18 protein-coding genes, 1 tRNA gene and 1 pseudogene are annotated in these 26,154 nt (G+C 44.9%); 6 read left to right on the plus strand and 14 right to left on the minus strand.

Annotated features, from left to right (window positions below; genetic code table 11):
• Positions 1 to 6: 6 nt before the first annotated feature.
• The 4 genes from QVC79_RS15160 to QVC79_RS15175 all read right to left on the minus strand — a co-directional run bounded on the left by QVC79_RS15160 (position 7) and on the right by QVC79_RS15175 (position 2,950).
• On the minus strand, positions 7 to 648 hold the full coding sequence (locus QVC79_RS15160; RefSeq protein WP_270595547.1) for a DUF6266 family protein: 642 nt from the start codon (positions 646 to 648) through the stop codon (positions 7 to 9).
• 277 nt (positions 649 to 925) lie between these two features.
• Positions 926 to 1,918, minus strand: a complete 993-nt coding sequence (locus QVC79_RS15165; protein ID WP_270595597.1) for an NAD-dependent epimerase/dehydratase family protein — start codon at positions 1,916 to 1,918, stop codon at positions 926 to 928.
• Positions 1,918 to 2,325 (minus strand): OsmC family protein, encoded by a 408-nt coding sequence (locus QVC79_RS15170; RefSeq protein ID WP_027201228.1) that lies wholly within the window; start codon positions 2,323 to 2,325, stop codon positions 1,918 to 1,920. Before QVC79_RS15170 ends, QVC79_RS15165 begins: the two co-directional genes overlap by 1 nt.
• A gap of 211 nt (positions 2,326 to 2,536) precedes the next feature.
• Positions 2,537 to 2,950, minus strand: a complete 414-nt coding sequence (locus tag QVC79_RS15175) for a YraN family protein (protein WP_229782957.1) — start codon at positions 2,948 to 2,950, stop codon at positions 2,537 to 2,539.
• A gap of 149 nt (positions 2,951 to 3,099) precedes the next feature.
• On the opposite strand from QVC79_RS15175, the gene QVC79_RS15180 reads away from it, so the two are divergent.
• The 3 genes from QVC79_RS15180 (at position 3,100) to QVC79_RS15190 (ending at position 7,539) form a co-directional block, all read left to right on the plus strand.
• Complete coding sequence (locus QVC79_RS15180; protein WP_087422227.1) at positions 3,100 to 3,906, plus strand: glycogen/starch synthase; 807 nt, start codon at positions 3,100 to 3,102, stop codon at positions 3,904 to 3,906.
• Between the two features lie 72 nt (positions 3,907 to 3,978).
• Positions 3,979 to 5,817, plus strand: coding sequence for a glutamine--fructose-6-phosphate transaminase (isomerizing) (gene glmS, locus QVC79_RS15185; protein WP_087421967.1), 1,839 nt, complete (start codon positions 3,979 to 3,981; stop codon positions 5,815 to 5,817).
• A gap of 207 nt (positions 5,818 to 6,024) precedes the next feature.
• Positions 6,025 to 7,539: a PAS domain-containing sensor histidine kinase gene (locus QVC79_RS15190; RefSeq protein ID WP_270595546.1), complete on the plus strand. Its 1,515-nt coding sequence runs from the start codon at positions 6,025 to 6,027 to the stop codon at positions 7,537 to 7,539.
• Positions 7,540 to 7,634: 95 nt separating this feature from the next.
• Here QVC79_RS15190 and galE read toward each other — a convergent pair whose 3' ends face one another.
• The gene (gene galE, locus QVC79_RS15195) at positions 7,635 to 8,657 is read right to left on the minus strand and encodes a UDP-glucose 4-epimerase GalE (RefSeq protein WP_270595545.1); all 1,023 of its coding nucleotides are present in this window, start codon (positions 8,655 to 8,657) and stop codon (positions 7,635 to 7,637) included.
• A 128-nt stretch (positions 8,658 to 8,785) separates the two neighbouring features.
• Between galE and QVC79_RS15200 the strand changes: the two genes are divergently transcribed.
• Positions 8,786 to 9,493, plus strand: a complete 708-nt coding sequence (locus QVC79_RS15200) for an HU domain-containing protein (RefSeq protein WP_270595544.1) — start codon at positions 8,786 to 8,788, stop codon at positions 9,491 to 9,493.
• On the opposite strand, the gene pssA is transcribed toward QVC79_RS15200, so the two are convergent.
• Positions 9,459 to 10,301, minus strand: coding sequence for a CDP-diacylglycerol--serine O-phosphatidyltransferase (gene pssA, locus QVC79_RS15205; RefSeq protein WP_270595543.1), 843 nt, complete (start codon positions 10,299 to 10,301; stop codon positions 9,459 to 9,461). The two genes, QVC79_RS15200 and pssA, sit on opposite strands and share 35 nt — an antisense overlap.
• A 93-nt stretch (positions 10,302 to 10,394) precedes the next feature.
• Between pssA and QVC79_RS15210 the strand changes: the two genes are divergently transcribed.
• On the plus strand, positions 10,395 to 11,414 hold the full coding sequence (locus tag QVC79_RS15210; RefSeq protein ID WP_124317914.1) for a glycosyltransferase family 9 protein: 1,020 nt from the start codon (positions 10,395 to 10,397) through the stop codon (positions 11,412 to 11,414).
• An 85-nt stretch (positions 11,415 to 11,499) separates the two neighbouring features.
• On the opposite strand, the gene QVC79_RS15215 is transcribed toward QVC79_RS15210, so the two are convergent.
• Together QVC79_RS15215 and rlmH are read right to left on the minus strand one after the other, a co-directional pair.
• Positions 11,500 to 15,126 carry an ATP-binding protein gene (locus QVC79_RS15215; RefSeq protein WP_270595542.1) on the minus strand — a complete coding sequence of 1,209 codons (3,627 nt, stop codon included), beginning with the start codon at positions 15,124 to 15,126 and terminating at the stop codon, positions 11,500 to 11,502.
• Entirely contained in the window at positions 15,119 to 15,592 is a 474-nt protein-coding gene (rlmH, locus tag QVC79_RS15220) for a 23S rRNA (pseudouridine(1915)-N(3))-methyltransferase RlmH (RefSeq protein ID WP_270595541.1), read from the minus strand. Before rlmH ends, QVC79_RS15215 begins: the two co-directional genes overlap by 8 nt.
• A gap of 172 nt (positions 15,593 to 15,764) precedes the next feature.
• Here rlmH and QVC79_RS15225 point away from each other — a divergent pair.
• Positions 15,765 to 15,838: transfer RNA gene (locus QVC79_RS15225), tRNA-Ile, on the plus strand.
• 113 nt (positions 15,839 to 15,951) lie between these two features.
• Here QVC79_RS15225 and QVC79_RS15230 read toward each other — a convergent pair.
• The 6 genes and pseudogenes from QVC79_RS15230 to QVC79_RS15255 form a co-directional block, all read right to left on the minus strand.
• Positions 15,952 to 16,948, minus strand: a pseudogene (locus QVC79_RS15230) (ISAon1 family transposase).
• Between the two features lie 555 nt (positions 16,949 to 17,503).
• Positions 17,504 to 18,652, minus strand: coding sequence for a DUF4934 domain-containing protein (locus QVC79_RS15235; RefSeq protein ID WP_270595540.1), 1,149 nt, complete (start codon positions 18,650 to 18,652; stop codon positions 17,504 to 17,506).
• Complete coding sequence (locus QVC79_RS15240) at positions 18,649 to 20,949, minus strand: DUF5117 and DUF5118 domain-containing protein (RefSeq protein WP_270595539.1); 2,301 nt, start codon at positions 20,947 to 20,949, stop codon at positions 18,649 to 18,651. The genes QVC79_RS15235 and QVC79_RS15240 overlap by 4 nt, the downstream gene beginning before the upstream one ends.
• A 9-nt stretch (positions 20,950 to 20,958) precedes the next feature.
• A complete protein-coding gene (locus tag QVC79_RS15245) occupies positions 20,959 to 23,316 on the minus strand; it encodes a zinc-dependent metalloprotease (protein ID WP_270595538.1) in 2,358 nt (785 codons plus the stop codon).
• 33 nt (positions 23,317 to 23,349) lie between these two features.
• Entirely contained in the window at positions 23,350 to 24,336 is a 987-nt protein-coding gene (locus tag QVC79_RS15250; RefSeq protein WP_270595537.1) for a hypothetical protein, read from the minus strand.
• 99 nt (positions 24,337 to 24,435) lie between these two features.
• The gene (locus QVC79_RS15255) at positions 24,436 to 26,145 is read right to left on the minus strand and encodes a PKD-like family lipoprotein (RefSeq protein WP_287642513.1); all 1,710 of its coding nucleotides are present in this window, start codon (positions 26,143 to 26,145) and stop codon (positions 24,436 to 24,438) included.
• Positions 26,146 to 26,154 lie beyond the last annotated feature (9 nt).

Below are 26,154 nucleotides of genomic sequence, written 5' to 3' on the forward strand. Positions count from 1 at the left end.
CTTACTTTACTGTTTGTTTACTTTGAAATACTTGCTTGCCGAAAACCGTTTCCGATCCCCGGTCCCGAAAAAACAATACAAATGAGCCGTTTTCCAACTCCCGCCGGGTAGCTTGACGGGAGCCCAACCCTCCTTCCGACAGGCGGTGATCCCGCCAAGCATCACAACCTGAAAAGGATCATCATCAAAAATAGCACCCACCATCAAGCGATCGGACCCTTGAGCCATCAGGGTAAGGGAATTATCCAACCACGAAAATTCCACCCCATCCGCTGACACCGTCTTTATTTCCAGCGAATAAGGTAATTGCTGAATCCCGTGTGCCAGCCGTAACAGCGAATAATCAATAAAACCATTCCCTCCAAAGGCCGCAATATTAAAGTGCATGAACAAATGATAACCGGAACGTCGTCCCTCTTCTTTCGCCGCCAAATCATACACATCCTTTAAAACCCCGCTTTTGACTGATTGATAAAATGCTTGCACGGCAGGGAACTTGGCCCGCTGTCGCAATTGTTTCTCGGTCTGTGGATCACGCACTTTCTCCGGCTTTCTCCGGGCATACGTCTTTTTCCCAACCGTGTAAACAATCAACCCGTCAATCTCTCCCGAAAAACCTTTCAATAATGAACTATCAACTAACTCCATAACCTCGCTATTATTAATTACACATTCCCCAATCATCAAGCTACATAGCAAAATATCCTCCCATACCACGAATATACAACACGAACCTACCAAAATCCAAATAAAAAGGACAAAAAGATTTATTTTATCGAAGATGAATGCAACATGAATGCAGGATGAATGCTCCGTGGTCTAAATGAACTAATAAAGAAATTTAAATGGAGATTTTCGAGAAGATAGCCTCGGGACAGGGAAAGCCCCCACCGGACCTCATGAATTCCGATCTAAGCAACCCGCATCACAAATCCTTGAAAAAACGAGCCGTCTCTTCAAGCGTGTGAAAATGGAAATCGGGAAAAAGAGACAACACCTTCGCGCTGGAATAACGGGATTTATGTTGAGACGAGCGAGCCGTTTCCCTCGTGAAAGCCGGTTTCTTTCCCGTGAACAGAGCCACGAAAGCCAGTAACCGCCACGCCAAACCTGTCATCCACGGTGCCATCCGAATACGAGGCGGGCGCTTACCCACGACACCGGCAATCACGGTAAACAACTCCCGATAAGAATAATTTCCCCCACATAACACGAAACGCTCTCCCCGAATATCACCGTTTTTAGTCAAACGAATCATCAACTCGCAGACATCCCGCACATCCACGTATCCATTCACGCCTTCCGTGTAGAAAGGCATCCCCTTACTCGCCTGTTCAAACAACTTGACACTACTTCGCCCCCGCAATCCCGCCCCCAAAATAATAGCCGGGTTCACGATCACAACGTCCAGTCCTTGACGGACATACTTCCAGACAATTTTCTCAGCCTCCCCTTTACTGCCGGAATAAAGCGAGTGGACCGATCCCGGAATCTCCGGTGTATTCTCGTCAATCACGACGCTCTCGTTGGGAGCGTCCCCCAAAGCGGCAATCGAACTCACGAAACACAGGCGTACCCCACGTTCCAAACAAATCTTACAAATATTTTCCGTCCCCTTGATATTCGTTTCCAGCAAAGTATTCCGATCGCTGCCATTGAAAGAAACCATGGCCGCACAATGATAAACAGTATCCACTTTTTCCACAAACGGGGCCACAGATTCCCCATCCAACACATCCCCAACCACCCAAGTCACCCGGGATATGGCATCTTCCGGTGAATCAAAATAACACGAAAAGAGAGCCATCGTCTCTTCAACGTGGCTCTTATCTCTTTTTAGCGCGATGATCGTCTCACCGCATCGTGCCAAATGACACAACAAATGGCTACCCAGTAAACCGGTAGCCCCGGTGACCATTACTGCCAATTAAACACGAAATTTTGTTTCACATCCGGGTGTAAACTCAAATGCACGGGGCAAGTATGTGCCACACGTTCGAGAATCTTTTTCTCCTTCTCGGAATAACCGTTAGCCGGCATGTTAAAGATCACGTCTATTTCGGCAATACGACGAGGTTCTGCCGCCATCTTCTTGGTAATCTCGATCTCGGCCCCCGTCAAATCAATACCGTTATTTTTAGCATAAATTCCCATGATTGTCATGGCACAAGCGGCCAATGACGTGGAACACAAGTCGGTTGGAGAGAATGCCTCACCTTTCCCGTTATTATCTGTCGGCGCATCCGTGATAATCTTTGTACCACTCTGCAAATGCGTACACTCCAAACGCAAATCCCCTAAATATTTTGCTTTTACTGTTGCCATATCCTTTTTTCTTTTATGTTTTATTTTTCAAAGATAGTAAATTTCACACAAAATCATCCATCCGAAAGAAAATTTGATATTTTTTCCGGAAATCCGAATTTCTAGCACAATTTTTGATAATACACAAGTATCCCTATTGACACTTTTCTTATGCCGGGTGGCTTTTCATATTCCTACCACACCACACACACGACAAAAGCCACCCGGTTCTTTAAAACAAATCGATAGCTTCTTTAATGTATTCTAGACACATAGAGGCCCCGGTAACCACAACCAAATCGAATCGTATTTCCCGATGAATGTTCTTTTTCGTTAGATAAGCGGCACCCGCAGCTTGTAGATTCCTCTTTTTTCTGTAATCCAGCAAATCAAAAAGTGACACATTGTCATCTGCCCGGGTTTTCACCTCCACCACGACCAGCACCTCCCCGTCAAGACACACGAAATCCAATTCCCGATGTCCCACCCGCCAGTTTCTCTCCAAAACCGTATACCCCATATCCAAAAGATACCGGTTCACCTTTTCTTCCCCGTATTCGCCCAGTTTATTATGCCACGCCATAGTACAGTCTTCCCCTAATTTACAGCCTAAAAAGAGTTTCGCAATGTTATACAAATCTATCATAAAAGCAAAATTTTTTAATCAAAAATCCTATACCCCGCATCGTTTTTAAGATTCAAGTGGTTTATTTCGAGAGAGGTTTATTCCAAAGTAGTTTTGAAATCTGAACCAAAATGCCTATCTTTGTATGGTTTTTGGGAAAAGTAGTAGTTATGGCTAAAAAAAGAGTTTTATTCATTTCTCAAGAGATAGTTCCTTATCTGCCGGAATCAGAAATGGCAAATATTGGAAGATTTCTACCTCAAGGGATACAAGACAAAGGTAAAGAGATTAGAACATTCATGCCCCGTTACGGCTGCATCAATGAAAGACGGAATCAACTTCACGAGGTAATTCGCCTTTCCGGAATGAACCTGATCATCAACGACACGGATCATCCGCTAATCATCAAGGTCGCCTCGATTCAAGCTGCACGAATGCAGGTTTATTTCATCGACAACGAGGATTATTTTCAACGTAAGCACACGATCTCCGACGAAGAAGGAAACTTTTTCCCGGACAACGACGAAAGATCTATTTTCTTCGCCCGGGGAGTATTCGAAACCGTGCGCAAACTAAGATGGGCCCCCGACCTGATCTACTGCCAAGGGTGGTTCACAGCGCTGGTTCCCCTTTACCTGAAAAAAGAATATCATGATGACCCTGTTTTCTCCAAAACGAAAGTGGTATTCTCTACTTATAACGACAAATTTGAGGGAAAACTGGATGAAAAATTCGGGGAAAAAGCGATCACGGAAGGGGTTGCCCGGAAAGACGTGGCACTTTTAAAAGACCCGACATACACGAATATTAATAAATTGGCATTCCAATACGCTGACGGAATCATTTTCAACCACAAAGACGTGGACGATGAACTCCGTACCTTTGCCACCGATCTGAAGAAACCTACCTTGGAATACCCGGGTGAGCAAAGTTACATCGAGGCTTATTCCGACTTTTTCGACAAGATTATTGAATAACAATATAAACAAGCGGCAATGGTTGTTATGCCGCTTGTTTTCATTAATATAAATCATTAAAACATAACATTTATGTGTGGTATTGTAGGATACATCGGGCCCAAAGAAGCCTGTCCGATCTTAATTAACGGTCTGAAACGTCTGGAATACCGGGGATATGACTCTGCCGGAATCGCGTTGATCCATAATAATAACATCCAAGTTTACAAGTGCAAGGGAAGGGTGCAAGACCTGGAACATCACATGGAACTGGAAGACACCAGCGCAACGATCGGTATGGGACATACTCGCTGGGCTACCCACGGGGAACCAAATGACGCAAACGCTCACCCCCATACTTCTATGAACGGTCTTTTCTCTATCGTTCACAACGGAATTATCGAGAATCACGCTTTATTAAAGGAAAAATTACAGGCCAGAGGCTATTCATTCCAAAGTGAAACCGACACAGAAGTTCTGGCAAACCTGATCGAGTACATTTACACGAAAGGCCAAGTCAACGCGGAGAATGCAGTGCGTCTCGCTTTGACCAAAGTTATCGGGGCCTATGGACTGGTTGTTTTATGCAAGAACGAACCGGACCAGCTTGTGGTGGCAAGAAAAGGTAGCCCGCTCGTGATCGGCGTGGGTCAAAGCGAATATTTCGTGGCCTCGGATGCAACGCCCATCGTGGAATACACGAAAAACGTGATCTACTTAAACGATGACGATGTTGCCATCTTGAAGAGGGACGAAATGATCCTGAAAACGATCAAAAACACCCCTGTTTCATTAAGCATTCAGCAAGTGGACATCGACATCGAGAAAATCGAGAAAGGCGGTTTCCCGCATTTCATGCTGAAAGAAATTTTTGAACAGGTAAATTCAATATACGACACGATCCGCGGACGCGTAAATGCCGAGGCATCGGAAATCTATCTGGGAGGTATCTCCGAAATTATCCCGAAGATGGTCAACGCCCACCGCATTATCATTATCGGTTGCGGTACGTCATGGCACGCCGGAACGGTAGGCGAATACATCTTGGAAGAATTCACCCGAATCCCGGTAGAAGTGGAATACGCATCGGAATTCAGATACCGGAACCCGATCGTGGACGCCAACGACATTGTTATCGCCATTTCACAAAGTGGTGAAACAGCCGACACGCTGGCAGCCATCAAGTATGCCAAAGCACACGGGGCCACGGTTATCGGCATCTGTAATGTCGTGGGCTCAAGTATCGCCCGGGAAACCGATGCTGGGGTATACACTCACGCGGGCCCGGAAATCGGGGTTGCCTCCACGAAAGCATTCACGGCTCAAATATCCGTGTTGGCCATGATGGCTTTACAGATCGGCCACCGCAAGGGAACATTATCCGACGAATTGTACAAAAAATATATCAACGAACTATATAACTTACCGGACAAGGTGAAAGCGATTCTGGAAAAGAATGACAAGATCAAGGAGATAGCGGCCATTTACAAGGACTCCACGAACGCCATTTACCTTGGAAGAGGTTGTCAATTCCCGGTTGCCCTAGAAGGTGCGCTAAAACTGAAAGAGATTTCTTACATCCACGCGGAAGGTTACCCGGCAGCAGAGATGAAACACGGTCCGATCGCCTTGATCGACGAGAATATGCCGGTTTTTGCCATCGCCACGAATGACAACTATTACGACAAGATCGTTTCCAACATCAAAGAGATCCAGTCTCGGAAAGGACACGTGATCGCTCTTGTCAATGATAACGACGCACAGGTGAAAAAACTGGCGGAACACGTGATCGAAATTCCTGAAACACTGGAATATCTTTCCCCACTTCTGAACGTGATTCCATTACAGCTCATCTCCTATCACATTGCCGTAATGCGAGGCTGCAACGTGGATATGCCGAGAAACTTAGCTAAATCCGTGACGGTAGAATAAAGTTAAAAAGATACCAAAAAACAATCACGATATAGCCGTTTTTTGGTATCTTTTTCTTTCTTTTTAGGCATAGTACCATTGCCATAATATTAGATTAATCTATACTCCAATATAATTTATTCTTATTCCAATAATCCATAACAACATTTGGATTAATTGACTACATTTATCTGTTTATTTAATTGCGTGGATTAACAGATATTTACTATGAATTTCATTCAACAAAAATACTACACGGATAATCTATTGAACGCTTTGCCCGATGGAATTATCACCATGTTACCCGATGGTAAAATTTCTCATATTAACTTACAGGCCCAAACAGAGCTACATATCAACACGTCTTCCTCAAAGAAATATCAAGAAGACAATTTATACATATCCGATCTGTTATCCCTTATGCAACTTGATCAAGACATTTTACCCCGGATTCTCGATGAACTCGAAAAAGGGAAATCAAAAATAGACCTCATGCAGAACACCTGCATCAAAGAGAAAGCCACTCACACGCTTTTTCCCGTGAGTGGGCAGTTCTTTTCTTTTCGTATTAATGATGAAACAGTTGAAATTATCTTCTATTTTCACAATACCACGAATGAACTCACTCAAGAATACATATTGACCACCGCCTTGCGACGTTCGAAAATATACCCGTGGTTCCTAGACATCGATCATGGTGTTTTCGTCCTTGACCCTCGATATTTTGAATATCTAGGCATAGAACCCGGCCCCAACAATTCATTAACCATGGAAGAGTACACGAACATGGTTCATCCCGACGATCGCCAAGCCCTGAATGATGCCTTCGCCATACAATTCAGCGGAAATGTCGTATTCGAAAAACCGGTCCCCTTCCGTCTCTCACGCGGAAACGGACAATGGGAATGGTTTGAAGGACAATCCACTTACATCGGCAGGCTATCCGGATTACCCTATCGTTTAGTGGGTATCTGCATGAGTATTCAAGAACATAAAAACATCGAAGAGACACTAACGGCCGCACTAAACAAAGCGGAAGAAAGCGATCGGTTAAAAAGTGCCTTTCTGGCCAACATGAGCCACGAAATCCGTACTCCGTTGAATGCCATCGTCGGTTTTTCCGACGTACTCGTTTCCACCTTGGGAGAATTATCCGAGGAAGAATGTCGAGGATATGTCGAGCTGATTAAAAACAATAGTTCCCAGCTATTGATGCTAATCAGTGATATTCTTGACCTCGCCAAGATTGAATCTAACACGATGAACTTCATTTTCTCGAAAACATCACTCAATGCCATTTTTGAAAATGTCTTCCAAGAACAGAAGATGAATAATCATTCAAATTTAAAGAACATAAAATTCGAATTGCACACCTCATCCCAAACCACGTATATCGTGACAGACCCCATGCGTCTGAAGCAAGTTTTGGGTAATCTTACAAACAATGCTTTCAAATTCACCCGGGAAGGCTATATTCACTTGGGATTTGAAGTTTTGGAAGGAAAGATACAACTATACGTGGAGGACACAGGACAAGGCATTTCACAGGAACATATCGAACATATTTTCGACCGCTTTTACAAGATCGATTCATTCAAAGCCGGAACCGGCTTGGGACTTTCAATCTGTAAAACAATTGTAAACCGTTTACAAGGAGACATTACAGTCCGATCTGAAATTGGCAAAGGAACCCGCTTTCTGGTTGACCTCCCCGTAAACATGAATATTCACGAGAACAAATAATGCCACACGGTAGGCACCGTATAAAAAGCATACACTCTCGTGCCATTTCCCAATGTACACGAGAGTGTATGCTCGTTTTTACCTCTTTTCCTCTATCAATTAGTCGCTTCCAGTGATTTCTGCCATTTCCAAGCATTCGCCAGCGTTTCCTCGATCGGCGTGACAGCCTTCCATCCCAGCTCGTTATTGGCCAAAGTCGTATCGGCCCAAACCTTCTCGATGTCCCCGGCACGGCGTCCCACGACCTTGTAATTCACTTTTACCCCGGTTGCCCGTTCAAAAGCGTGAATAATTTCCAGCACGGAAAGCGCCTTTCCCGTACCGATATTGAAAAACTCGTAATTCTTCTTATTCTTCCCTTCCAACAACCGACGGATAGCCACCACGTGCGCTTGGGCCAGATCCACCACGTCAATATAATCGCGTAACGGAGAACCATCCGGCGTGTTGTAATCGTCACCGAACACGCTCAATTGCTCACGAATCCCGATAGCCGTCTGCGTCAAATAAGGAATCAAATTATTGGGTACTCCATTGGGCAACTCCCCGATAAACGCTGTCGGGTGAGCCCCGATCGGGTTAAAATAGCGCAATGCCAGAGCTTTCATGTCAGGCTCCACCCGCATCAAGTCCCGAATAATATCTTCACTCATCACCTTCGTATTCCCGTAAGGAGATTCAGCCTCATGACGAGGTGTTTTTTCCGTTACCGGCAACACATCGGCCTGCCCGTACACCGTACAGGAAGAGGAAAACACCAAATTCGGCACCTTAAATTCCCGCATACAAGTCAACACGTTCATCAAAGAGTTCAAATTATTGAAATAGTACTCCAAAGGCTTGTTCACCGACTCTCCCACGGCCTTCAAAGCGGCAAAATGAATCACGGCCCGTATATCCGAATGGCGGGCAAAGAAATCCCGTGTAACCTCCCCATCAGTAAGGTCTATCTCTTCAAACTCGGGACGTATCCCAGTGATCTTTTCTATCCCGTCCAGCACGTCCAGACTCGAATTCACGAGATTGTCAGCAATAATTACATCATAACCATTTTTCTGAAGTTCGACCACCGTGTGGGAACCTATATACCCTGTACCTCCTGTCACAAAAATTTTCATACGCCAATAATTTTATCTCAATTTATAACATTCTGAGTGTCTGCAATAGACACAACAAAGTAAATAATAATAATCCGAAATGCCTAAAATGAGTTTGACAACCTTACGTTTTTTCTTACCTTTGTGGCATGAATAAATATGTTGAACACATTGAAGAATTGCTCTATCTACATGATTGCGTGATCGTTCCGGGATTCGGAGGGTTCATTTGTGACTACACGTCCGCAAACATCAACGAGAAAACGGGGACTATTGTTCCCCCGTCTAAAAAAGTCGTGTTCAACAAGCACCTGAAACAAAATGACGGACTTCTGATTGATTGGATCGCACGTAAAGAACAGATCGATTATGAGAAAGCGCAACGACGTCTGGCTCTATTTTGTGAAGAAATCAAGGTACGCTTGAACCAGAAACAAAAAGTGGACTTCGGTACAATCGGAACCTTTTCGGTCGATCGTCGGTTCAACGTTCTCTTTGAATCCAAGAACCACAACTTCCTGCCGGACGTGATCGGTATGGAATCCTTGCCTTTGGCAACTGTTAACGGGAAAAAGATCCGTAAAACTCAAGATGAACTGATTAACACTGAATCCGGTAACCTCGTTACCCGTTTATTCAAATTCGGTTTGTCGGCAGCCGTCGTGGCCGGAATCGTGGTGATCTCCCAACAGGACATATTCCAAGGAGACGGAATGACGAACATGACAAACATGCAACCCTCCCCGGTGAAAAACAAAATAATCATCGTGGAAGACCCTGCCGTGATCTCTCCGAACTATGACTTCGTGGATTATGACCCGGTTATTGATCTGCCCGGGCTGTCAGTTTCACGATAAGTACAATCAAATAAGCCGGGAAAACGATAAACAACGCTGCCCACTTCAATAATAGGAAGAGTACTACAAGTATTCCCCAAAACCTCCAGTTCCATTTTTTCTTGAAATCATAACAAGAAATCAAGATATAAACGGGGATCATACAAGATAACGCTTTCACACCCCAAACAGCAAAACCGATGATCACGGCCCCCAAGAAACAATATAAAAGAGCATTCCCGTTCCACGAAAAGCTGGTTAACTTCAACGAGAACATCGGGATTTCACTGATCAGCAAAATGGCCAGCACCAAGGAAAAAAGAGCTAACAGCCACGGTTTACCCCACATCGCCATGAAAAACTCTTCCTGATGATAACGGGTAAATACCAACATCACCCAAAACAAAGCGTTCGACGGGGTCGGCAAACCGATAAACGAATGAGTTTGTCGCACATCCAGATTGAACTTAGCCAAGCGATAAGCCGAGAAAGCCGGAACCAGAAACGGCACGTACATAAGCGCCCCCTGCCAAGAATTTACCGCGAACAACTCCCCACCACTATATCCCAAATCGCGAATCAGGAAAAAAGCCATCACGGAAGGCATCACCCCGAAACTAACCATGTCGGCCAAAGAATCCAGTTCCTTGCCCATTTCCGACTTCACGTGCAGCAAGCGAGCGGCAAAACCGTCAAAGAAATCAAATACCATCGCCAAAATCACGAGCCAAGCAGCAAGGTACAGATGCCCGTAAAAAGCAGCATAAATAGCCACCGTGCCGGACGTAACGTTCATACAGGTAATCAGATTAGGTATATGTTTCTTCATGGTATTACTTTTTATGATCTGAACACGAAAATAGTTCTTTTTACGATAGATAAACTACATTTTTATTACTTTTGTTGCAAATTCGTTTTAGATATGGCTAAATTTCTCATTATCAGGTTCAGCTCCATCGGAGACATCATCCAATGCATGAATGTCGTGAACGGCATCAAGAACCATTTTCCCGATGCTGAAATTCACTGGATTGCCCGGAAAGACATGGGTTCTTTCCTTAACATGGACAAACGCATCGACCGGGTATGGGGATATGATAAGAAAACGGGATTCAAAGGTTTATTACAAATGGCCCGTCAACTGAAAGCCGAGAAATTTGATTATATCTACGACGCACACAGCAACATCCGCTCCAACATCTTGAAAGCCGTGTTACTCCCGCCCTTTTACCACCTTTTTCCAAGAGGACCGCATTACACGCTACGCCACAAGGACCGCTGGAAACGATTTTTGCTTTTTAAACTACGGATAAACAAATTCGACAAACCGTTCCGGGGCATCGTTTCTTACCAAAAACCACTAGCCACATGGGGAATCACGAATTTTGAATCCGATTACTGTGATTGGAATTTTCCGGCAGAATACGAGGAACGTTTTCACCGTACGCTTACCCCGAAGACCATCACACTCATTCCTTCCGCCAACTGGGAAATGAAACGTTGGCCGGTTAGTAACTGGCAGCAAGTGATCCAACTTATGCCCGACTACCGTTTTATCATTCTGGCAGGCCCGACCGACACGTTCTGCGAGACCATCAAGGCTATCGCACCCGAAAGAGTCAACAACCTGACAGGAAAAACCAGTCTATTGGAATCCTGTTACCTCGTGAAGCAATCCAACCTCGTGATCAGTGGGGATACCGGTTTTCTTCACGCTGCGGACCTGTTCCACACGAAAGCCATCGCCTTGATGGGCCCGACGGCCTTCGGCTACCCCACGGGCAAACAAGTCGAAGTCATCGAAGTCGATCTTCCCTGCCGCCCCTGTACCAAAGACGGTCATGGTAAATGCAAACAATCCATCTGGCAAAAATGTATGGTCGACATTCTCCCCAAACGAGTAGTCAACACAGCCTTAAGAATTTTAAATCTTATGGATTAAATGATTCAATGATTTCCGATTAAGTGATCCCTTTCTATCCTTTTTTTAATCACCTAATCATTAAATCGTCAATCACTTAATCATTTCAATTGTCTTGTTTCAGTACCACATAGAACGTCGTACCCTCATTCTCCACGCTTTCAAAAGTGATCGAGCCACCCATAGCCTCTATAATCTTGTAGGACATCGCTAATCCTAGTCCCGTTCCCCCAGACTTTGTCGTGAAATTAGGTTCGGAGATACGATCCCGGATGCTTTCCGGAATCCCGCAACCATTATCTTTAACAAGCAATATGATCTTGCCTAACACCGTTTTCAGTCGCACCAACACGTGCCCCTCCCGTCCTTCCGGTATACTCTGTTCCGCATTCTTCAATAAATTCACGATCACCCGGTTCACCTGATCCCGATCACCATACACGGAAACATTCGGTTCTATATCACATTCCATGGCATCCACGTTCTCATGGAACAACTTTGCACAGCCGTTTACCAATTCACTCAGATCGAACCACTCGTTATTCGCCTCCTGTAACTTGGCAAAATCAGAGAAAGCCGAGGCAATCGATGCCATGTGATCTATCTGTTCGATCAACACGGCCGAAATATCCTTAAACCGCTGGCGCACTTCCTCCATATCCCCCTTTTGCAAGGTGCGCTGCATAAACTGCAAATTCAACTTCATCGGGGTCAACGGGTTTTTGATCTCGTGAGCAATCTGCCGGGCCATCTCCCGCCAAGCGCTCTCCCGCTCCGACTTCGCTAACTTCTTCACGTTCGCCTCCAGTTTATCAACCATCTCGTTATACTCCTTCACCAGCATACCAATTTCATCCCGCTCGTGGTACACAATCTTCTCGTTCTTTCCCCCCACCCTCATCTGACGCAGTTTCTCATTCACCACTTGTAGCGGTTTCGTGATCCGCTCGGCCACGATACTCGACAGAATAAAGGCAAGCACCATCACAATCATGGCAATATTCACCGCAATAATCACGATCAGCAAAATATCCTTGTTCAGTTCCTCCCCACGGGTAAAATACGGGATACTCAACACGTACCTATCCCCGCTCTCCAACACCAATGGCATATACACCGCCATGTATGCCAATTCCACGATTCGCTCATCCTGTACAAAATTAATCTGTCCCCTCTTAACAATCTGTTCAAAAGCCTTCGGGTTCAGCAATGTCCCATCAAATCCCTTCTCGAATATCACGGGCCGGGAAGTCGCCACGAGGGCCCCTTCCCAGTTATAGATATTAATATCTACCCAAAGCACCTCGGACATATCTTTCAATTTTTTCAATATCTCGGGACACTTCGCAGCATCCACGCAATCATTATGTTCCAACTCATCCGTTATATACCGCGACAACTCGATCACCTTCGAACTATGCCGACGTTCAAAACTCTCGGCATTCACGATAATACTCATGATCGTCATGATCAGGAACAACGCTCCGATCAACGTGATGATATTCTTTTTAATTCTCAACGTGAGACTCGTCTGTCGGAAACTTCCCCATCCCCCGTCAAACCGGAAGAACATCCCGTAAGAAGTCAAGATACCACTGACAAAAATAGCATACAACAAATTCAGGTAATAGAGTGCAAACACGTCATCACCCAAACTTACGATACACACCCCGTCATTCTCCACGGGAATCACCATGTGCGAGAACCCGTCCATGTTCATAATCCGGGCGTGCTCGATCTTCCCGAAACGTTCTAGAGAACGGGGATAACTAAAATCCCCCTTGGAATCCACCAATAGCCCCCCCTTGTATTTCGCATAAGAATAGGGATAACGGGCCTCCTTCTCGGCCCCGATCTCCCTAGATAGAATCTGAGCATACCCGATCCCTTCATGACGGTTTTTCGACTCGAAACGAATATACACGCAACTACCACCCCGAGGCGTGGAGAAAGAAAAACGCCCGAGGTACTCAACCACCCCGTCAAAATCTTTTATATTGAAAAACGACGTGTAACCAACACGGGTTCCCAAACTATCAATCAGCTTGTCGTAATACTTGTCACAACCGTATTTTTCGTAAGTAGGAGTCAACAATATCGTGTCCCGTGGATCACATATCATCGCCTTACAAGTATAATAAAATCCCGTCATATCCAATAACTCGCTTGAAATATAAGCCGCCAATAAGTCCGTATCCCCCACTGTCACCAGCGAATCCACTTTCTGGCTTTGTTTTATTTCCTCGTTAACTTCCAATAACTTATGCTCGAAAATCGGGTCTCTCTCCTTGATAATCTCGTTCGCAAAACTCGCCCTCACCCCTTGTTCCCGATGAATCTCACTACTCTTTGCCAAGAAAATAATGTAAATACAGACCACCACGAGCGCGATCATGAAAATACTTTTCTGGGCATCCTGTTTCATCAGATATACCCCCAAAATAAACAACAGGTAAAGCGACAACGGGAAAAGACACTCCAATGGGGACAGAGAGAAATTAAAGAAATAACAGAGTGCCGCACAAAAAACAAGCACACCAGTTACTCCAAAAAACGCCTGACTGATAGAGAACAAATTCTGGAAATAACGCACAGAACTGTTGATTAAAACGATAAATCCCATCCCGGCAATAATCAACGTGATAAAAGCCACGATTGACGAGAAATCGACATTGATGAAACGGGCAATATTCAAGCTGACCTGCGTACTCTCGATTAACGTGTTAATCGAAAAGTGTAACAAATTCGTGTAGAAAAACACGCCTATCACGAATCCTACGAGGAATATATATTTATAACGCACCAAACGAGGCTCGTCATACTTAATTTTCAGCTTGTTAAAGGTTATAAAGAAATAATGTGCCAAACAGAACATCGTGACAAACAAATCTCCCACTGACACGATAAACCGTCCCCCAACCTGACTAGTCGTGAAAATAGGCAAAGCATAAAGAGTTTGCGGAACCTTGTATTCAACCATCAAGGCACGCATCAGCACGATAAAGCAGAAAAAACCGAACACATGAAACAGTTGCATCCGGAACGATCGGGCCCTATCCAGCGATATTTCGTAAGCATAAAACAACAAGAAAAGAAACATGATATAGGGGATCAACAAGAAATAAGTGGGCACAACATCTCCATGCTCCACTCGACTCTCTATCTTGAACAAAGGCCTCCCGTCACGGTTGTACACGAGTTCTCCCCCATCTTCCCACGTCTCCCGGATAATCACCTTGCTCGCGTCATCCAAATTTTCCCCCAATGACGGGTTAAAATGACTTTTCACGTAGTTACTCGAATACGGGTAATCCTCCTTTATAAACAGAAGCGCGTAATAAACCGTGTCCCCAACGGCATGCTTACGAACATCAAAATAAAGATTATTAATCTTCACCAAAGCATTTCCCGCTGACAATATCTCGTACAAACGAGGTGAACCGATTCTCTCGTTACTCCAGTAAACCAACTTACTCCCCTTAAAGCCGACCAACACAGACTGTTTACCCTTCCATTCCGGATTTTGCCGTTCCGCCTCGTGATCCAGCTTCCGCAATTGATCGTCAATTCGTTTCTCCTCGAACTTCAACCGTTCTTGGAAAAGAAACAGTTTCTTATCCACGGACCAATCGTTCAGAGAATACTCCCACAAAGAGGCCACGGCCAGACAGAACATGGCTAGTGATAGTACGAGCCAAAACTTCTTCATGCTTTTCACCCTCGCTTTATTCATGATGATAAGGTTCTCCTTTCAATATAGTCATTGCCCTATATAATTGCTCCGTGAAGATCATCCTCACCATCTGGTGAGAAAAAGTCATCTTGGATAGTGATATTTTCATGTTTGCACGTTTATATACTTCTTCCGAAAAACCGTAAGGTCCCCCGATGATAAATACAAGTCGTTTCATACTTGTCAGCATCTTCTGTGCCAAAAAGTCCGCAAAAGCCTTTGAAGTGTACTCGTTTCCCTTCTCATCCAACAAAATCACATAATCCGCCGCCTCCAACTGCCCCAACAACAATTCTCCTTCTCGTTCTTTTTGCTGTATCTCGCTCATGTTTTTCGTGTTCCGCACATCCGGGATCACCTTCATCTCGTAAGGGATATAATATCTCAAACGTTTCTCGTACTCGGCAATCCCCGCCCGTACAAACTCCGCATCTGTCTTTCCTATCACTAACAAACAAACTTTCACACCACGAATTTTATCAATTATACTAATAAGTTCATCTACACGCAAATGTAAATAAATTTACGGTATCTCCCACGAACCTTCAAAAAAAAGCCCCTCAATATTTGCCCGAATTTCAATAAAACACTATATTTGCACCCGTTAAAGGCTAACCACTTTAACACACGCAAGTGTAGGTCCTATAGCTCAGCTGGTTAGAGCACCTGACTCATAATCAGGGGGTCCTTGGTTCAAGCCCAAGTGGGACCACAGAAACAGAGAGAGTTACGAAAGTGACTCTCTTTTCTTTTTGTCTGTTTTGAGGGTGTTTGGAGCAAATGTGGGCGTATGGTAAAAAAGGGCGCATAGTAAAAAAGCTGTGTTTAGGCATAAAGGTTGCATAGGCGGAAGATGAAGAATTTGGTATCGTTGACCCCGTGAAACTTTGCGCGGAATACTTTGATTTTGGAATTGATGGATTCCGCGGATGCGTTGGTTGAACGGTTGTCAAAATAGTTGATTATTTCATCGGAGTGTTCGTAAAATGTTGCCGCGATTGTGTTGAATGACTTGAATCCTGATTCGGCGACACGGTTGTACCAACGAGCCAGATTGAGTCTGGCATTGTCGGCCATTGACTTCTTGTTGGAGAATATTGCACTGAGATGTTGTGACAGCCAGTAGGCTTTTTTAAGGTCCGGGTATAGCGAGAACATCAGGTCGACGCGCTGCCTCTGGGAGTCAGTCCACTTTTCTGGGGATTTGAACAGGGCATAGCGTCCACGGGCAAGCAGCTCTTTGAGCGTGTCGCCGTTGGCAAGGCGTGCGGGTTCATACTTTTCACCTGTCAGATTGACCTGCTCACGGGCCTCGGTATCGGCATTGATTGCATCCCAACGGTGAGCAATTCTCACTTCCTGCACGGCTTCAAGTACCTGCTTCTGCACATGAAAACGGTCAATGACACGTTTGGCCCCGGGAAAGGCATAGCGACAGATGCGGTTCATGCTGTCGGACAGATCAAGGGTGACTTCTGTCACCTTACGGCGCACGCCGCTGTCAATCTGCCTCAGGACTCTCAAAACTTCATCAGAATCGGTGCCGAGGACAATGGCAACCAATGAATGTTCCCTGCCACGCACTTCCTTATTGGTGACTATCGTGTAGAACTCACCGTTGCCGAGCGATGTCTCATCGATGCTCAGATGCACACCCATGTTTTCGGGGGAAGACTCGCCACCGTTCGGCGTGCTTCCCTTCGGGAGTATCTTGCCACTCCCAATATCCACTCTGATGCCGTTTGTACTGACGTTCAAACAAATCCCCGTCAATATCAAAGAACCATTCAAGAGAGCGACCCGTGATCGGGTACCTGTCCAAGCATATCTTTTAAAAAAGCCGCGAACTTTTTCGAGATGCGGGTGCCTTCAGCCACTATATCCTAGCGCTTCACATGGAACGTCATCTTGCGACCACGAACCGGATAGTCCCTGACTGTACTCTCCTCATAGAACCCGTTTGGACGAAACCGCCCTTCGGCGTTGCCGTCAACTCCTTTATCGCGTTCCTCAAGCGTCTCTGGTATCTCCTCAACCTTAACCACTTCAAAATACTCAACCATATCTTCCGGCAATAGACACTCAGCCAACTCTATATACGGTTCTTTTCCATTGCAGTTTTTCTTTTCTGCAAAGGTACAAACTTATATCCGCATACACAGCTTTTTTACCATACGCCGAAAAGAAACAATGGAAAAATCTGCGTGTGAAATTTGTTTTCCACACGCAGATTTTCCACTTGAGCCACTTTTACAGCAAACCAATTCCTCGTCACTTGACACGAGGTGACGAGGAGTTTGACATAAAAACAAGCATTACATTCATGTACTATAAAGTTGATTCCTCCTGAATGAACCAAGCTCATCACCCGCAATCTCTATTTGAAAGTATAAAAAATCATTACTGATTGCCTTTCAGTTTCTACCTGCCGGAAAAATTGTTTCATTCTTTTCGTTAAAACCACCCCTTCCTTTTCCATCTTATCTTTCATGGCTAACAATTCTCCCGGGGTATATACAGCCACCAGTTTCTCCCCGCTCTCGCCCCACAAATCATCTGGATAAATCATATCCCCTCTCATCGCTACATTTTTAGGCATATAAAAAGCCTTCTCCGTTTTTTTGTTATACATCAACTTACCTGTTTCGTAAGTAATTACAAACCAATTCTTTGTTTCATATATTTCATCTTTCGAGAAATAGCCCTTTTCCCTTTTCAAACGTGCCACCCAAGTGAGATAATCTTTATGTCCCGGGGCAAAATCATCCGGCACGGAACGATGTACCTTAGTCACAAAACGAGGTTGCAATTTATGCCCGTCATATTCAAAAATCGTATCACACAACGGGGCCACAAAAGAAATCCTCCCGTCATAAATAGTTATCGGATGAATAGAAAAATCAACCACTCCCAACGGGAAACGGACGTAATGAGGACGCAAAGTATCAAATTTCGTGAACTCCTTATCCGAAATAAAATAACAGAGCCTGTTCAGGCTACACGCAAAATATCCCAAATAACGATCTTTTTCCAAGGGATACACCCGCCGCATATAGTGCATGTAATCCTCACATGCCCCACTTCCTTTAAAATTACCTTCAAAATCATAGGTCACATAGCGTTTCCCCCAAAGACCGTCATACACCCCGATCTCTCGCTCCAACGGATCTACCCGAACCCAACCAATCACTCCATATTGCTCCTTACCGTCTCCTTGACTACCGATTTGCCGCAAAAACTTACCAGAAATATCAAACAATAAAATATTTTCCATTTGGTCCCGTATACCCCTGACCACAACCAAATCATCATAAATGGCCAAATTCTGGATCTCGACCTCATTCTGAGCGTTCATTTCCAAAGGTACCGCTTCCCACGATTTGATAAAACGATCCCACTCTTTCGCATCATTCAATTCAACCACGTTGTGTTCATCTAAAATAACCGGTTGATTCTGGGCACCCACGCTACCCACCCACAAAAACAGAAACAAGAAAAAATAATTTTGCATCACTTTACCTTTCATTTGTTCAACACTTTTTCGATTCTCATACTCAACATAGCGTATATTTTTCGGACCGCCTCATCCTCGTGCCGTCCGGCCAACACTTTCAATCGTTCTCCAAGTTCCTGCACTTTCCATTTCACGACAGGAACAGAAACATCAGCCACCCTCTCAAACAAAGTGTTTACACACGCTACCTGCATATCCATCCGGGAAAAAGAGATTTCACTATCTGCCTTAAAATCACAGAATAACATGGAGAACAAGTCTCCGAAAAACATATCCAACGTGTAAACGTTCTCCAAGCACACCTGCTCCATATCCTGCATACGTTTCAACACTTCCGGGGACAACAATTTTTGAAATACAGTTGTCATCTGCCGGATGTAAGTTGTCTTTACATCCCAAGAACATCCCTTCGCCAAAGGAGAAATCAACCCTCTGTCACCGGCAAATAAATACTCGCCCAATAAAGCCATTGCTTCCCGCTGCTCCTCTACCGACAAGGGGACATTCCCTCTTTTCTCTCCAAAGCAGGAGACTATTTGCAATAAATACTCACCGTATTTATCAATTACTTGCCGATTGGCATCCATGATCGCCCAACCCGAATCATATCGTTTGTCCGAATAAACGATATTTCCCAATGCCTCGTTCAACCGGAGTAAATTATTCAAAGCGAATCCCAACGTTTTCAACGGTTCCGAAGACAGATCTCCCGCTCTAACCTCTATCCCCTGTGATGCGGGAAACATATATCCCGCTAAACATTTCCGAAACTTTTCCCGCAAAACCTCGCGATCCGTATAGGCGTTTTTGCTCGCGGGAAACTCCCGATACCCCCACTCGATTGCCAAACAGTCATAGTCACCGATCCGAGGCATAAGCTCCCTTGCCGCCACCTTGTCTGACTTTTGAACAGCATAATTATACGGGTTATTATCCATAATAGAACCCGTGTACCCATGCTGCTTCAACCAAGCTACACTTTTCACCTGCTCCGCGGTATAAGCGGCACTTCCCGCCAAATTTTCTTTCAACCCCAACACGCTCCCCACAGCCCGAATCACCTTGCTCCGCAAAATTTCACCCACCACGTCAGGGTGAAAAAACTCTTTCCGGATACGATCGTCAACAGTTCCGCACTCCAGCACATACCTCCACAACTCCTTGGGCAAAAAGCCATGTCCTATATTAACCCGACAAGATAGAATTTCTCCTGTTTTTGGATGAAACGTGTAGCCTGTTCGGATTCCAGCCTCATGTAAATCGTAGGCAATAACGGCTCTCTGTTCTTCCAACACGGTTTTCGAATCCGCCATTTTCACCCGTAAGGCATTTTTAAAACCGGCTTTTTCAAAAGCGGCATTCCATGCCAGCACCCCCTCTTTAATATACGGCACAAACTCGGCAGGACAGCAAGTATCGATATAAAACACAACCGGATGGGCAGGATCTACCAATTTCCCTTTCCGATACTCTCCCCGGTCGTTTTCCGTTACCCCAAGATTCCATTTCCGAATAATCGAATCACTTTCTGCCCGATAAGGATTCTGGGAATAATCCAAGAATGAAATCACTTGGTAGCCGAAACGCCTGTCGGCAAAACGCTCCCTCATCTCCCGTTCAGGCAGTAACGTCACAACACAACCGATTTCCAACGCTAAAAAACCCCGGGGAGGGATCACGTTATCCAACAACCGTTCGGGAGAAAATCCACACATCCGGTGTATCGTAAAACTTACTCCATCCGAAAATTCATGTACGCCCAAAATTCTTGCCCGAGAAGCATCCTGTTCTCTAATTTGCGAAGCGGTCACCTTAAACCAATCATCCCCGGTTTTCAACATGTCCGTGATATCTATTATATATCCCTTTTCGTCAGCTGAATAGGCTACTACAGGATAAATGATATCTACCGGTTGCTTATTTGATTTACACAAGGCCTTGTACAACTCGTTATTTTTATCCGCAACCCGCTCGGAGAACAAGCGACGTTGAATGTAAATCGAATGATCTTCTACTTTCTGCAAATACACGACCCCCATACTTTCCAATGGTCGGGCTACCATATCGAATCCTTTGTTCACTTGAGCCCGGATTTCCAATTCACGGCCCAGCAAACGTTCCGGAATCTCTATATACACCTTTGCAGAATCCCGGTAGACAGGAAGAACACCGGAGATCTTTTCCATTTTCCCGTGAAAAAATTTCTCAAAAGCCAGTGGTTGCTCTACGGTATTTTGACCAACACCTTTTCCTATCGTCCAACAACAGATTACCAAACACAGCAAACACAACCTATACCCTATTTTCATACTCAATCATTAATTTTGTAAAGATTCGATACTTTCTAACAATAAGGCGATCCGCCTTTTTTCCTTTCCCTCTAAGCCTGCCATATAATTCCGCCCCTCTTCCAAGATCTTTCCGATCTCTGCCAACCCCTCCACCAACACCCGAGAAGGAACGTACCCCGTTTTTTCAAACAAAGCCTTCAACTCTTTCACGTAAGCAGACTGAACAACATAACGGGCATCCGAAACAGCGGTATTTTCCCGCCACTCTCTAAATATCCACCGATGCAATTCTCCCAAATACTCATCCAAAGTATACACTTCGTCCGGCATATATTCTTCCATGCGTGCTATCGTCGCAAACTTCCCCACTAAAGTTTCCATCGTGGTTTGATAAAAATTGTTCATCAGCACCCGCGTATCCTCCCCGAGACTTTTTCCCAAGGAATCCCGGTACAACCAATCGCAAGGTGTCAAGACGTACCGCCCGAGGAACGTCATAACCTTCGACATATAATCACGACCAACCGGTTTATAGAACCTCGTTGTATCCCCCTCACATTTCAACATCCCGCCAATATCCCGAAGCACGTGATCCACGAATAAGGAATATTGTTGGATCATCCCGTGAAACCGGGATTTCACGATATGATACGTTTGACGATCCGTACACTTCCACATATCAGCCATGGCCATCAATTGCTTTAAATTCTCTATTCCCAAAGAATTAAACTCGACATGATCGTTTCCCAGGTCTTCCGATTGCGCCCTGGCATCCAGGCCCGCCTCGAAACGTTTGGAAGAATCACGTAACTCCTGCCTTACCCATTCGTTCCATTCCTCTCCCGTACGGTCCGGTAAGTAACGGTACCCCCAATCAATGGCGAAACAGTCGTATTCCCCGATGCGGGCAACCCGGTTTTTCAAACGGACATGATCTTCCTCCCTAGCCACATAATTAAAACGCATATAATCCATAATGGAAGAACCCATCCCATGTTTTTCCAAAAAAGCATCATCCCGAAGTTGTTCCACTGAATAAAGGCTGCTACCTATAAAATTATGTTCCAATCCCAACGTATGCCCGATTTCGTGAGAAACAACCATCTTAACAAGTTCCCCGAGCAGGCTATCCGGCACTATCGTTTCCCGGGCAAGTTTATCATTCGTACCACATTGGGCAAAATACCATTGTTGCACCAGATCCCATACGCTACTGAATATTCCGACATGACTGGTTATAATCTCACCGGATCTCGGATCGACTGTCGATGGCCCGTAAGCATTCCGCACCGGAGAAACTTTCCACGAAATAAAAGAATAACGGGAATCATATTCCGAAAAATCAGGATTTTCCTCCGGGGTCGGGGCCAGCTCTCCGCGGATCGCATTTTTAAACCCGATCCGTTCAAATGCCTTCTGCCAAGCGTTCACCGCTTCGATAAAATAGGGTACCCAACGAGAAGGCGTTTCCCGATCCACGTAAAAAACGATCGGTTTCACGGGCTCCACCAATTCTCCCCGCGCATAAGCCTCCGGGTCTCGAGGCTCCAACCTCCATCGTTTCACACAAGAGATCCGGGACAAGGCAAAACGACTTTTTGAAAAATCAGTTTTTGCAAAACTGAAATACCCCACGTCACTATTCTTCTGACGCCTTTCCAACGGCTGACGGGGCAAAAGAGCCAAGCAAACGCCGATTTCCCAACTTGTCGTATAGCTATTGCCTGATCCATTCCCTCCCACCATGGAATACTCCTCCACGGAAAAACTCCTGCTGGAACGAATCAGTATATTCCCGGGAAATCCTTTTATCTCGCCAATACGGTTCTTTTCACTTTCGGCCATCCCCATTTTCAACTCAAAACTGAACGGGCCCAAATTGAACAAGGGATTATTCATCAACAACCGGGACACCTCCACCAATACCGAAGAAGAAGTCTTCACCAGCACGGGCAACACCCCGTTTAACATGAAATCTCCCCGTTGCCGGGCCACATGATGAATCCCTCCTTTCCCCGGGTCCACTCCCACCCGGTCACACAGAGGCACCTGTAATAAAACCTCGTTACCCTCTTTTTGAAAACGAACAATCAGCGGCCCAAAGAGATCCCCGGAATACCCATAACGTCGGTCTTCTTCTCTTTTCTTCAATGCAGCCGATTCCAATATAGTCGTCGTTACAAGCATATCACGCCCGAATAACGAATCGGGTATTTCCCAAAAGATCCGTTCCCCTTGACGGTAAGTAGTAAACATTCCGGGAATAACCTTCAAAGAGTCCTCCGACGGACGGGAATTAAAAAAAGCATTGATCTCTTGTTGGGCTACCGAGTGAAAATATAATCCACCACAAAACAACAATATAAATCCTATTTTTTTCCACATACAATACTCATTTTTCCGTAACATCCCATGTTTTTATTCTCCAAAATAAACCGGATCAGAATACAACGATGCCCGGGTTGACACCCCGTCTTCTGCAGCAACAAGCTGGAATAAGGTGTAAAACAAACGCCATCCTTTTCGCTGATGAGCTTTATAATCCAACACGTTTTGGGCACCGAAAGAGGCTGACACCTCCATCGTATCAACTTTGACACCCTGTTCGTTGATCTTTGTAAAGTCCGTACCAGCGGGACGACTCATTTGTGTAAGTGCTACAGAATGCCACACGCGATCCCCCTTTTTTAATCGCTGTTCTATTTTAATATCCCCGGAAAGGAGCACCGTAGTCCCCATCACCTCGGCTTGAATACTGACATTCTCGTTATTCATTCCCCGGGAACACGCTACAAGATACTCGTGCGCTTGCCCGTCTGCAATCAATTCAACCACTTTCTCTTCCATCGCTGTTCCACGCCGATCGGCCCAATGTCGAACCACCAAAGTCACAACCTCCCCCGGCTTACTATCTAAAACGGTTGCCGTGAAACGAACAGTGAATTTACCCCCATCATGCGAAACGTCAAAGACCGGAGACATCAAAACCGGAGCCCAATCCTGGGGTAACGATGCATCAGATTTCAATACAAGCCCTTTGGCTGATACTTGCCCCATACGCATATACCATCCCTGCCCCGTCATGTAATCATGCACGAACGCATTTATTCCTAAAGACTTACAAGCATCCCCGAACAAGGAGGCATCCCCTTTGACCGTGGTTTCCAAAACTCCTTGAACCCCATCCCGGTCGACTATCCGTTCCACCCCCACGTACGCGATAACGGAGCGTGCCACGGAATTATCCTGCGCTTCCCAACTAGCCACAAAACTTCTCTTTTCCTGATCTACTTGATAAGGCGGAAAAGTTTTCAAACGAGGCAAATCCATCGTGTACCCCTGAGCTTTGGAATGCAATGGCAACACAATACACAAGGAAAAAACATATAACAATATTTTATTCATACCGATAAATCTATTGATACAAGAATGTGTCCCAAGAGTATGAATCCAAGCTCTTGGAACACTCCTTTCCAGTATCTGAAAATCAATAAAAAAAACTTCTTACACCTTCGCGCTATACCCGAAATCAACAATCTTGCCGAATCCCTTGTGTTCAACAATTTCACTGTCCGGATCAACCTCTGCAGCCGTGGTCAGTTTCATCTCTAAAATTCCCCCCTCATTTCCACCATAATCCAATGAAGCACCTAAATAATACGGAAAATAATTCCATATCCATTCAGATTCATAATCATTTGGATCCGCCGAGTACCCCGTGTCATAAAGCGAATTCTTAAACTTTAATCCGGTAATTCTCACGTTGGGATCCTTGTGCTCATAGAGTAACGAAATCTTCGGTATTGTACGGTTAAAATCTACTTTATAAATTTTATTGCCTCCGGCAAAGAACACGGTTTTCCCGTAAAGATAACAAGCTGTCACGCTCACCTCGTCCACACTCATCCCGCCGGGAAGATCAAATGTATGCTTAGCGGCACATATCGCCTCTTTAGCTTCTTCACCAAAACCGGCTGCATTCAAATCATACACGTGGATCTTCCGGTCGGAAGTGGAAAAACAAGTTGCCAATACCCCGTATTTTCCATCAGCATAATACATATTCATATTAATCATCTTCTTGTCATCCCCGATATTATCCGGATCGAACACATTTTCAACCCGGGGATTTTCTCCGATCTTTGCGAGTTTTTTCACCGTCTTATTCGGGTAAAAATAATCTTCCATTCCATATTTTCTATAGTACTGATTATAATAATACCCTTCCATAAAATCATCATAAATTCCGGTTTTCAAAAATCGGTGATTTTGCTCATCATAAAGAATAAAACCTATACCTTGTAGGGGGGCGACCTTCGTAATTTTGAATTCAGAGGCATCGGCATCATTTTCCCATACAAGCGGATAATACACAGAATAACCGTCAGCATTCGCCATGTACAACTTCCCGTTATCAGATAATATCTCCCCTAATACCGTGCTATAAGTTTGGGTTGCCAACCACTCCGGTACAAAATTTTCATCATGCAGAACCTCTTTGATATGCAACATATCACGATATTTCCATACCTGTTTAAACGAAACAGCATTCATCAAATACACATCCTGATCCGTTCCGACAAATATCACCGGTTGTTGCGCATTAATAATGGAACCCAGTGGGGATCCGTACATCCAATCCGTCAACAAATATTTCGGCGTACCGCCAATAGGCAAATCCTTCCCCATATCCAACTTGTAGGCATCGGGAATAACCACTCCGCCACTTCCTTCACCATCCACGGCACCCAACACACATTTACCCTCGTTATACTGAAGTACAAACCAACTACGGCTATAGGGAACGATCGGTTGCACGGTCAGTTGCTTATACCATTCACTCCCGTCTTCCCGGTGATCCTGCACCCGTAAACGGATAGCCAAAGGGTTCACATCTTCCGGATTAAACGACAATTCACATACTTTTTCCTCCCCGCAAGGAGTCCATTCGTTCAACCCCAGACTATTTTTCTTCTCTCTCTCCCACAGATATGTCAATTGAGCCTCACCCTCCTCCAGCGTCTGAGACAACTTGGGTTCAATCTTTACAGAGACAGCCTCTTTTTTATCCAACCGCACGCTCACGGTCGTGGGCAAATCAATAACCACCTCATTAACATCATGATAGTCATACGAACCTTTGTCATCATAACAACCGGACAATAAAAGTCCGCCTGTCAGGAAAAAAACTGCTATATTTATAAATCGTTTCATGGCAATCAT

The sequence above is a fragment of the Butyricimonas sp. genome (genome assembly GCF_019423355.1).
GTDB classification, from domain to species: domain Bacteria; phylum Bacteroidota; class Bacteroidia; order Bacteroidales; family Marinifilaceae; genus Butyricimonas; species Butyricimonas faecihominis.